The sequence below is a fragment of the Paraburkholderia sp. LEh10 genome (assembly GCF_017814945.1).
Classification (GTDB): domain Bacteria; phylum Pseudomonadota; class Gammaproteobacteria; order Burkholderiales; family Burkholderiaceae; genus Paraburkholderia.
Genome location: NZ_JAGIPX010000127.1, coordinates 1 through 10,108 on the forward strand (window position 1 = coordinate 1; position 10,108 = coordinate 10,108).

Genomic DNA, 10,108 nt, shown 5'->3' on the forward strand with positions numbered 1-10,108 from the left:
TCAGCCATGCCCCAGCTTGTCGATTCAAGGCGCCTCAAGGGTTCGCTACGCCGGGCTCACGCCCGCCCTTGACCCGCAAAACCACCCACTCGGATTTCAAAAGAGGCATATACATCGACTCTATCCGAATGCCGTGAAAGATGGATGCTCAAGCCATTGCCACCAACCAATTTCAGCGATATCGCGGGTTCTGCTGATGGAAATTTTTTCTCGAAACCCGTAATCTATTAGCATAGAGTCGTTACCAGCCAGACTCACTGAATTGGCTTGACCACCAATCACATCGATCAAATTTCCCGCTCCCGTGCTGATTAACGTGCTCCCAAGTGAATTAGATAACACATCGACATTGTTATCTCCTCGATTCTCGATCGTCTCGTCCGTCTTTGATGATTTCATCAAGAACCCCTCCCTGTCCGTAACGATTAGCTTCCTTCTGCTTCGCGTAATTGAGTCCATATCACTCCCTTAAAAGATCACAAATCACAACACTTGAGGAACAATCAGGCACGCATCTCAAAACGCCTACCAGCTAAATCGGACTCCGTCAGGCGCATGAACGCGGGTAAAAGAGAGATCGCCGAGATCGCGACGATAAAACCGTTCAGTTTCATCTTGCGCCCGGGCAATCCAGATTGGCCGATCATCGCCCGAGCCAGCATCGATTACAGATGGCAGCGCTCCATAAGCCGCCGCCAGTCCGATGATTGCGGCAAACTTGATGGCCCGCTAGAACGCATGATCTCCTATCTCACTCCGATCAAGGGCGCCGGCTGCCGCCAGCAGCTTCAAGCGGTCCGCCTCCCATTCGGCAACGCCGCGAACTCGCTCTAGCTGCGCGTCCGCAAGTGCCGACTGCACCGACAGCAACTCAAGGATGTCGGCAGCGCCCTTATCGTAGCGCCGCTGCGAAGACGCAACCGCAGAACGGGCCGCTCGAAGCAGCTCTTCCGCGGCTTGCAATTTTCCTGCCACGGCGACGGCCTCCGCATGAGCCTTAATCACGTCCGTTAAAACTTGCTGATCCGTATCATGGAGTTGGGACTCGCTCTGTTCGGCCTGCGCTTGCGCTCTTCTCACCTTGTATGTGCTTGAGAACCCATCAAAGAGCGGAATCGTCACAATGATACCCACGGTTGTTGTGTTGCTGCGATTCGCCTGCAGCCCTTGGTAGCCGTTCTGATAAAAGTTGCCCACGAGGTCGATAGTCGGTAGGCCTTCGGACCGTGCGACCTTCACCTTCGCTTGTGCAGCTTTCCACTGCTCGCGGGCCGCGATAATCGCTGGATGCCGCGTGGCAGTTTCCTCGAGCCAGTAATTCAGGTCTTCCACAACATGCGATGTCCCGGCGTTTTCCAATCCTGCGAGCCTTAGTTCGGTTGAAGGAGCTATCCCGAGAAAATAGAGCAAAGCTCCACTCGATGCGCGATCGGCCGCGGTAGCTTGCTGTTGGGCGAGTTCGGCCTTGTCAAGGGCCGTGGCGGCTTGCAAGCTATCGCTTTGCGCAGCCACGCCCATCCGCTGGCGGCGTTCAGTGGCCTCATAGGTTTGTTGAGCCGTCGCGGTAGATTCGGCGCGCGCCACTAGCGTCGCCCGAGCCGTCTGTGCATCGAAGTAAGCCTCCACAATGTTCGACATCACCTTTTGAATCGTCGCGTCGTGGTTAGCCAAAGCGGCCTGCAATGAACGGTTTTCAGCTTCACCGCTCGCAGCGCGCGCGCCGAAGTCGAACAATCGCCAACTTACGCCCGCACTCAGGGTATGCCCATTTTCGGTTGAGTTAGAAGTAGGCAAGTCAGGGTACTGTGTCCGGGTACGTAGCGGCGATACAGCTGCCGACAGCGTTGGAAGATAGGACGCGCGTGCTTCGCCGACCGCCGCGGCTTGCGCTTTGATTGCAGCAAACGAAGCGCCGATCTGTGGGTTGTTGCATAAACCGATGTCCACCGCGCCGGCCAACGTCAGTGGCTGTGCGAGATCGATGGCGGTGGGACATGTAACCGCCGGCGTTTCGCTTTGTAAAACGGTACCATAATTGAGCAGAGGCGGCCGGGTCAACAGCGGGTCTTCCAGAAGGTCCGGTACGCCGGAGCTATGGGCGCGTGCGCCGACGAATAAGCCAAGCAGAATCACTATTCCCCTGAGCCGACTGCTCGCTCTCTTATCGCTCATGCAAACTCTCCCTGGATTCCTGAATAAGCGGTGACAACACGTATTCAATGACTCGTCGCGTTCCGGTCTTGATTTCGACATTTACGCCCATACCAGGCGTCAGGGCAACGGATCGGCCATCAATTTCCATCGTCGATCGATCCAGCGTCACCTTCACGGAATAAATCAGTCCGCGCTTCTCATCCTTGATAGCGTCGTGCGAAACATGGGTCACACGCGCAGGAACAGTGCCGTATTTTATGTATTCGAAGGCATCGATCTTGACAACCGCGCTTTGTCCCTCCCTGACGAAACCTACATCCTTATTTTCAATAAAGGCTTCGACCTCTACCTTACTCTTGGTGGGAACTATCTTCATCAAGGGCTGAGCCGCCTGGACCACTCCTCCGACATTATGTACCGCCAGTTGCTGCACAGTACCGTCCACAGGCGCAACCAGTTTGAGGAGGTCGCCGTGCGCTTCGGCGCGTGCAGCATCCTGCGTAGCATCATTGAGCACCCGCTCCGCGTCGTCCAGCGCATCAAGCACCGTCTTGCGTGTTTCCGCAATCAAAACCGCTCGCTGGTTTCGCGCGTCAATAAGTTGAGCTTGGAGGTCGATACGCTCCTGCTCCTTCTTGAGATACGCATCGCGTGACACGTCGTTTTCTTTCGACAACTGCGCGTAGTCCCGCTCGCGCTCTAGTGCCAACGGAAGCGCCGCTTCAGCCTGGCTGATCTCTCCCTCCAGTCGACGCCGCTTGGCGACATAGTAATGCCACTGCCCTTGCAAGTTCTGTTCAGTTTCAAGCCAGCGCTCACGCGGAACGCCCGAATTCGGCGCCAGAACAGGCGCCCGATCGCTGTCAATCGCCGCGATCAAAGCGCGTGCACCGGCAGCTTGCGATGCTGCTATCGCGGCATCGCCGCAGGCCTTTTCTCGGTCGCTGTCCACAGTGCGCGAATCGAGTCCAACGAGGATGTCGCCAGCGTGAACCGTCTGACCTTCCGTGACGTGCAATGCTCGTACGCGAGCGACCTCAACTGACGCAATAGTCTTGCTGTATCCTGATGGAATCACCTTGCCGACGGCATTCACAGCGATGTCGACATGCCCCAGAATTGACCACATGATTGCGACTACAATCAACAAAATTAAGACCTTCGCTACCCAGCGACCCGCCGGCGAGACCGGTTTTTCCTGCAACGATAGAGCTGCAGGCAGAAACTCCGCCTCATCGGAGTTCAGGTTACGTGGTGTAAGTGCACGTCTCTCCCGCCACGCATACGCGAAATGATCCCGGTACCTGCGCCACAGTTCACCCCATGCCTGCCGTTGGTGACGCAGATTCACGCCATGCCCCCCTGCTGCAAGCTGTACAAGTGAGCATATATTCCCTGCGGGATCTTGAGGAGCTCTTCGTGACTGCCGACTTCCGCGATCTGGCCGCGCTCCATTGCCACGATGCGATTGGCCCCACGCACGGCTGATAGTCGGTGCGCGATGATCAGCACAGTGCGCCCACGGCAGATGCTTCGCATGTTGTTGTGAATGATCTTCTCCGATTCATAGTCCAATGCGCTCGTGGCCTCGTCAAAAATCAGGATTCGCGGATTGGGAAGGAGCGCACGGGCAATCGCAACGCGTTGCCGCTGCCCGCCCGACAGACCGGTGCCGTGCTCGCCTACGATCGTGTCGTATCCTTCTGGCAACTGGCAAATAAACTCATGCGCACCGGAAAGGCTAGCCGCTGCGATGATCGCATCCAGAGAGGCGTTCGGTATCGACAACGCGATGTTGTCTCGTATCGATCGATTGAATAACGTGTTTTCTTGCAGTACCACTCCGATTTGCTGGCGCAATGAAGCTGTTTCGATCGTAGCAATATCGTGACCGTCAATTAGTACACGCCCGCTTTCCGGGATGTAGAGCCTTTGTGCCAGCTTCGTAAGCGTGCTTTTTCCCGAACCCGAACGCCCAACAATTCCGATCACCTCGCCCGGCCTAATGGACAACGAAACTCCGCGAATGACTTCGGGTGCATCGGGCCGATAACGGAACACAACACGGTCGAATTCCACTGCACCGGCCAGCTTCGGCAAGCGCGACTTGCGACCGACGACCTCCGTCCGAGCGTTGAGGATATCGCCTAATCGTCCCATCGAGACGCCTACCTGTTGAAAGTCATTCCATAGTTGCGCCAGACGCAAAATTGGGTTGGAGACCTGCCCTGCCAGCATATTGAAAGCAACCAATTCACCTACTGTCATCTTTTGGTCTATCACGAGCTTCGCGCCCCACCACATGGTGGCTACATTGACTAGCTTACTTATCAGTGTGACCCCGCCATTGGCAACAGCCGCGACGTTATTGACAGACAGCCCTGCGGCTACATAGGCAGCGAGCTGTTTGTCCCACTTCTGAGTCCAGCGGGGTTCGACGGCCATCGCCTTGACGGTATCAATCCCACTGATCGTCTCAACCAGAAACGATTGATTTTCGGCGCTGCGATTGAACTTGGCATCAAGTCGTTTGCGAATGATAGGCGTGCAAACCATTGATATCACTACGTAGAGCGGAATCGAGGCAATCACAATTAACGTTAGCGCTCCGCTGTAAACCAGCATTACAGCAAGGAACACGATCGAAAACATAAGATCCAGCACTAATGTCATGGCGTTGCCAGTCAAAAAACTGCGGATGTTTTCCAACTCCCGTACGCGCGCCACTGAATCGCCCACCCTGCGAAAATGAAAATACGTTAGTGGTAAGCCTAATAGGTGGCGAAATAGCCGAGCTCCGAGTTCAACATCGATCTTGCTGCTGGTATGAGCAAATACCCAGTTGCGAATTCCAGTCAACGTCACTTCAAAAGAGATCGCAGAAATGAGCCCAATCGCAATGACATTCAACGTCTGCATCGCATGATTGACAAGAACCTTATCCATTACGGCTTGAAAGAACATCGGCGTAACAAGGCCTATGATTTGCAATACTAAGGATATCAATAAAACTTCGCTCAGCAGGCTCCGATACTTTACGATCGCAGGAATGAACCACGTGAAGTCGAACTTGGCCAGGTTTCCAGTGAAACTAGCTTTGCTCGTGCAAAGAATTAGCTTCCCGGACCATAACCCGATGAATTCATCCAATGACAGGAGAACTGGTGCACTACCCGGCCGTTGCATCACCATTCGCGGCTCGGCGCCACCGGTATCGTATTTGCCAGCGATGAAATACTGCCCGTCGTTGTCGATACCGATGGCTGGCAACGGAGCGCGATTAATTCGATCCACGGACTGATGCACCAGCTTTGCAGTCATGCCGATTTCCTTGGCTGCCAACAGCAGCAACTGGTTGCCAAAGACATTGTTCCCAAATTGGTGGCGCAGCTGAGATTCATTAACCGGAAGGCCATGCAACATCGCCATCATGATCAGGCAAGAAAGCCCAGAATCGTGGCCGGACGGCACGGCGTGCAAAGAAGCGTCTAATTTTGTCATCTTGTAATGTCAGTAGACATTCGGCATGGTGGCGTTGACACTTTTGAACACTCCCCTATTGCATTGCCGCAATCCTTGCCGTTGTCGTGGTTTGCGTGCCAGTGTTGGCCGCATTCATCGTGTGAGTACGCAGTCCCTGAGCTTCCCTCGAAATTTCGCCTTCCAGCAGGTCGTGTGTAAACTCGACCCGAAGGAAGGAAAGAATCGATGTTCAAAATACCGAAGCAGGCATACACCGCGGAGTTCAGGGCGCTCGCGGTGCAGCGAGTGAAAGACGGGCAAAGCGCGCGGGTCGTCGCTCGAAAGCTGGGGATTTCACACCAGTCATTGCGCAACTGGGTCAAGGCCGATGAGGCAGGCACGCTCAACGGCCCGGGGACAAAGGTTGTCACGCCGGAGCAGATGGAACGTGAAATCGCAAAAAAAGCGGCGGCGTCCTTCGCGAAGGACCTCCTGTGAAGTACGCCTGGATTGATTCGCATCGCCGTCACTATCCGCTGTCGGCGCTGTGCGGGGTCCTGTCGGTCAGCCTGAATGGCTATCGGGCGTGGAAGCGCGGCGGCACGCCCGGGCGCAAGCGCCTCACGGATGCACAGTTGCTCGCCCTGATCCGGTCTATCCATGCCGAGGTCAAAGGCGCCTATGGCTCCCCGCGGATGACCGAGGACGATGTCCGTGATCTCGCCGTCGGCCAGTTCGAGCAATGGCACCGCGTTGCGCGCCATCAGTTGCGGGCCGGTCAGAAAGGCCTTCATGTGGGTGTGTCGACCCAGTCGGTCGTCGCATGCCCCGCAGCGGCGGCGAACACGAAAGGTACCGCGCACGCAAGGCGGCGGGGCGACGGAAGGGGAAGGGCAAACCGGTAGTTCCTTCATCGGGAAGGCAATCGTCGCGAGAAGAGTAAGCGCATCGGCACGAGTTGGGTCGGCGGCGAAAATTGCACGGCACATTGACTTCGCCTGTGCTGACTTACCTTGCGCGCATAGCGCACCCGTGTATCTGAGCGTTAGTTTGGGATCGATGCAGGCGGTATCCGCCGAATTCTCGTAGTTATTGGTTATGGACATATGCTCTAAACGGTTTATTTTTGCGATCCGCCCGCGAAGATGCTTCTTCCAGCGAAGGCGAACCCCAGCAGTCGTTGCGCCATCCCGACTCCGTATCGATCGGTTATCGCCAACGGCACGGTTCCGAAGATAAGCGCCGGGCTCGGTCGGATCAACGGAAACGTTGATGAAATATCGTCAATCGTCCTGTAAGCGCGAGATGGCCGGCAATCGCGTGGCCGTTCCAAAGGCAGTTGAAAAAGGAGCATTCCAGTACCTGCTGCGCAACGGCTTTGTCCCGATGGGTACAAGTTCCCGTGCTATGGACGCGACTATGCATTTTTGACGCAAATCGGTTTGCCGAAGGCGTTCCACCGGCTCAGCAGGTTGGCGATGATTACGCCTTCACCTTCCTGCGACGCAAGCTCCTGCGTCAGCAGGCCCTCGCCGATGCAGCGCTTGATGCGCGAGATCTGTGCCTCGACCAGCGAGCTCACACCGTAGCCGTATTTCTTGTGAAATGCATAGATGCCTTTGTCCTCGATGTATCTGACGATCTGGTCATGCCGGCGGGTTCGCTCCTCGCCGTGTACGACAGCGTGAGCTGGCGGTGGGATGACGGGCGTCACGCCCGCGCCTGAAAGCGCTTCGGTACGCTCGATGCTGTTGTAGTACGCGCCATCGGCAATCACCCGATCCATCGGCACATCAGCGGGCAGCACGGCGTCCATTCCTTCGCTATCCGATACTTCTGTAGTGGTGATGCGGATCGCGTGTACGTTCATGTCAGCGTCAAACTCCCGCACAGCAATTCTATTCGCTGGCTGGATAAGGAATCCATACCATATCGGATTTGGCCGACCTCTCGCTCTTACTGCGACAGAACCACGGAAGCGGGGCAAAGGCGCGACGCAGCCTGCACACTGACCTGAGCAGCACGACTGGACGCCGCGGGGCCCAGGCCGGTTGGACGCTTGTCGATGTGAAGCCTTTCAGCTCGTCGAAACGCCGAGGATCGGGTTCACCTCGCAAGGTGGTCGACCAGATAAGGGCTTCGGCGCAGGTTGGCCGAGCAGAAAATGCGGAACTCGACGGGCCCGGGAGGCGCGGGCCCGTCCACCACGCCGCACGCATTGAGCGCATGCTGCAATGCTGAGATCACCTGCCCGTCAGGGTCCTGGTCGATGGCGATATCCATCGTGCCTTGCTCGATGTATTGCCTGTGGCGGTCGAGCATTTCATGGCCGACCCACACCATCTTGCCCGCCGCGCCCACCCTGCGCAACGCCGCTTCGATCCCTTCCGATCCGTATCCGCTGTTGTAGATGCCGACCACGTTGCTGCGCTTGAGTGCGTTCAGTACGGCACGATGGCAACGGTCTGGGTCATCCAGCGTTTCCATCTCTTCGTGTTCGCAGACGAGGTGCGGAAACGACTCGACCAGCGTCGCGCGGCATCCGCTGATCCGGTCGACGTGCGCGCGGTAGTCCTTGCGCGAGCAAAGCAGCAGCACGCGACCGGGCTGCGTCGCGAGCCGTCCTACGAAATACCCAGCCGTGCGGCCTGCGCTTGCATTGTCGATACCGGCGTAATGCAAACGGCCGATGTCGGCGATATCGGTCACCATCGTGACCGCGGGGACGCCCTGGGCGATCACTGCGCGCAGCGCATCGCGCACCGCGGGTGTGTCGTGCGTTGTGACGATCAGCCCGGCACGCTTGTGACCCGGTCGAAGGATCGCATGCGTGATGACTTCGTCGTCGGCCTCCGGAACGATTTGCCGATGCAGGACGATTCTTCGATCGAGCATTTGCATCGACCGTTGCAGCGCGAGATTAATCCGCTGAAAGAGGGGCGTGTCGTTGCGCGGGATCAGCACGTCGATATGCAGGAGTCCGTGCCTTGGATTGGGCAGCACGCGAGGCACGCCGAGTTCGCGTGCGGCCGCCACAACGCGTGCCTGCATCGCGGCGGACACGCTGCCCCGTTCGTTCAGCACGCGGTCCACCGTTGCGGGGCTCACGCCAGCGGCTTCGGCGATTTCGAGGAAGCGGGGCGCGCGCTTGCGGCGTGGTGAGGTTGGGTTTTGCATGACCCTGTATCCATGTTTTGCGAGTTAAGGCAATGCTGATCAAGCCGCGTAAACACGACTGATTGCGATCAAGGCATGTGTAATCTTTCGAGATCGCGAATAACAGCCGTAAAAGCGGGGCATTGCAGCTCACGTTATGCCCCTTGAGGGGCTGCGCACGGGCTTTTCGCCCGCTTTCGGCCCTTTACGGGCGTACCTGTGCCGTCGAACGACCTCGCCACATGTAGAGATTGGCCAGCGCGAGCGCGACGAAGGCGCGATTGGCGTTCTTCGCCAGGCCGCGGTAGCGAACCTTCGTGAAGCCCCACGGCCGCTTCACGACCGCGAACACGTGCTCGACCCGGGCACGGATCTTCGACTTGTTGCGGTTCTTGCGCCGCGCCACTTCGTCGACGATGTCCTTGCGACGCGTGCGCTTGTTGGTGAAGTCGCGTGCCTTCGGAGCCTTGCTGTGAATCAGTGCTTTCTGGCTCGTGTACGCGCTGTCACCGTACACGCGTTGCTCCTCACCGTGCAGCAACTGTGGCAGTGGGTGTTTGTCGTGCACGTTCGCGGCCGTCACGACCGCGCTATGAGCCAGCCCACTCTGACTGTCCACACCGATGTGCAACTTCATGCCGAAATACCATTGCTGGCCCTTTCGCGTCTGATGCATTTCGGGGTCACGCGCCTTCTCCTTGTTCTTCGTCGACGAGGGTGCACCGATCAGTGTCGCGTCGACGATCGTGCCGCTCTTGAGCTTCGCTCCGCGCTCCTGCAACACCAGGCCTACCTCGGCGAAGATTCGCTCTCCCAGCTTGTGCTCTTCCAGCAGGTGCCGGAATTTGAGCAAGGTGGTGGCGTCCGGCACCGTTTCGCTGCCCAGGTCAATGCCCACAAAACGGCGCATGCTGAGGCTGTCGTACAGCGCCTCTTCGCACGCAAGGTCGGCAAGGTTGAACCAGTGCTGCACAAAGTGAATCCGCAACATGCGCTCCAGCGCAATCGGCGGGCGACCATTGCCGCGTTTCGGATAAAACGGCTCCACCACTGCGCACAGTTGCGCCCACGGCACGATCGTGTTCATCTCGTCGAGAAACGCTTCGCGTCGCGTAGGTTTGCGCTGCGCCCCGAATCCTGCGCATTGATCGACAGCCATCGCCAGTGTCAGTTGCTTCATTACGTTTTTACTTTCGCCATTGCACGTCCACGCTATAACGCATGAAAGTCGTGAACGGTGGACTTGATCAGCATTGCCTTAACTCAGTGAGGTAAGCCACCGGCTCTGCCGGTGGACTCACCAAGGTTTGAGGAGCGGCCGACAAGGCTGCCGATT

Annotated in this window: 9 protein-coding genes and 1 pseudogene; 2 read left to right on the plus strand and 8 right to left on the minus strand. The window is 57.4% G+C overall.

The genetic code is table 11. The features are described from left to right. Positions 1-120: 120 nt before the first annotated feature. From J8I87_RS42260 to J8I87_RS42280, 5 genes are all read right to left on the minus strand, one after another. Positions 121-399: a hypothetical protein gene (locus J8I87_RS42260; protein WP_209938499.1), complete on the minus strand. Its 279-nt coding sequence runs from the start codon at positions 397-399 to the stop codon at positions 121-123. A 104-nt stretch (positions 400-503) separates the two neighbouring features. Then, complete coding sequence (locus tag J8I87_RS42265; protein ID WP_209938500.1) at positions 504-647, minus strand: hypothetical protein; 144 nt, start codon at positions 645-647, stop codon at positions 504-506. Positions 648-729: 82 nt separating this feature from the next. Beyond that, a complete protein-coding gene (locus J8I87_RS42270) occupies positions 730-2,172 on the minus strand; it encodes a TolC family protein (protein WP_245254579.1) in 1,443 nt (480 codons plus the stop codon). After that, positions 2,162-3,505, minus strand: a complete 1,344-nt coding sequence (locus J8I87_RS42275; RefSeq protein WP_209938504.1) for an HlyD family type I secretion periplasmic adaptor subunit — start codon at positions 3,503-3,505, stop codon at positions 2,162-2,164. The genes J8I87_RS42270 and J8I87_RS42275 overlap by 11 nt, the downstream gene beginning before the upstream one ends. After that, on the minus strand, positions 3,502-5,655 hold the full coding sequence (locus J8I87_RS42280) for a type I secretion system permease/ATPase (RefSeq protein WP_209938506.1): 2,154 nt from the start codon (positions 5,653-5,655) through the stop codon (positions 3,502-3,504). Before J8I87_RS42280 ends, J8I87_RS42275 begins: the two co-directional genes overlap by 4 nt. 207 nt (positions 5,656-5,862) lie before the next feature. On the opposite strand from J8I87_RS42280, the pseudogene J8I87_RS42285 reads away from it, so the two are divergent. Then, positions 5,863-6,323, plus strand: a pseudogene (locus J8I87_RS42285) (transposase); the annotation flags it as partial. A 565-nt stretch (positions 6,324-6,888) separates the two neighbouring features. After that, on the plus strand, positions 6,889-7,047 hold the full coding sequence (locus tag J8I87_RS42290) for a hypothetical protein (RefSeq protein WP_209938508.1): 159 nt from the start codon (positions 6,889-6,891) through the stop codon (positions 7,045-7,047). On the opposite strand, the gene J8I87_RS45475 is transcribed toward J8I87_RS42290, so the two are convergent. The 3 genes from J8I87_RS45475 to J8I87_RS42305 all read right to left on the minus strand — a co-directional run bounded on the left by J8I87_RS45475 (position 7,034) and on the right by J8I87_RS42305 (position 9,952). Beyond that, positions 7,034-7,486, minus strand: coding sequence for a transposase (locus J8I87_RS45475; protein ID WP_409518886.1), 453 nt, complete (start codon positions 7,484-7,486; stop codon positions 7,034-7,036). The genes J8I87_RS42290 and J8I87_RS45475 overlap by 14 nt on opposite strands. Positions 7,487-7,722: 236 nt before the next feature. Next, complete coding sequence (locus tag J8I87_RS42300; RefSeq protein WP_209938510.1) at positions 7,723-8,793, minus strand: LacI family DNA-binding transcriptional regulator; 1,071 nt, start codon at positions 8,791-8,793, stop codon at positions 7,723-7,725. A gap of 184 nt (positions 8,794-8,977) precedes the next feature. Beyond that, positions 8,978-9,952 (minus strand): IS5 family transposase, encoded by a 975-nt coding sequence (locus J8I87_RS42305; RefSeq protein WP_209938512.1) that lies wholly within the window; start codon positions 9,950-9,952, stop codon positions 8,978-8,980. Between the last annotated feature and the right edge of the window lie 156 nt (positions 9,953-10,108).

Bases quoted from the DNA above. Each gene is read 5' to 3' on its own strand.
- J8I87_RS42265 (WP_209938500.1), bottom strand. From the start codon at position 647: ATGATCGGCCAATCTGGATTGCCCGGGCGCAAGATGAAACTGAACGGT.
- J8I87_RS42260 (WP_209938499.1), bottom strand. From the start codon at position 399: ATGAAATCATCAAAGACGGACGAGACGATCGAGAATCGAGGAGATAAC.
- J8I87_RS42305 (WP_209938512.1), bottom strand. From the start codon at position 9,952: ATGAAGCAACTGACACTGGCGATGGCTGTCGATCAATGCGCAGGATTC.
- J8I87_RS42290 (WP_209938508.1), top strand. From the start codon at position 6,889: ATGAAATATCGTCAATCGTCCTGTAAGCGCGAGATGGCCGGCAATCGC.
- J8I87_RS42270 (WP_245254579.1), bottom strand. From the start codon at position 2,172: ATGAGCGATAAGAGAGCGAGCAGTCGGCTCAGGGGAATAGTGATTCTG.
- J8I87_RS42280 (WP_209938506.1), bottom strand. From the start codon at position 5,655: ATGACAAAATTAGACGCTTCTTTGCACGCCGTGCCGTCCGGCCACGAT.
- J8I87_RS42300 (WP_209938510.1), bottom strand. From the start codon at position 8,793: ATGCAAAACCCAACCTCACCACGCCGCAAGCGCGCGCCCCGCTTCCTC.
- J8I87_RS45475 (WP_409518886.1), bottom strand. From the start codon at position 7,486: ATGAACGTACACGCGATCCGCATCACCACTACAGAAGTATCGGATAGC.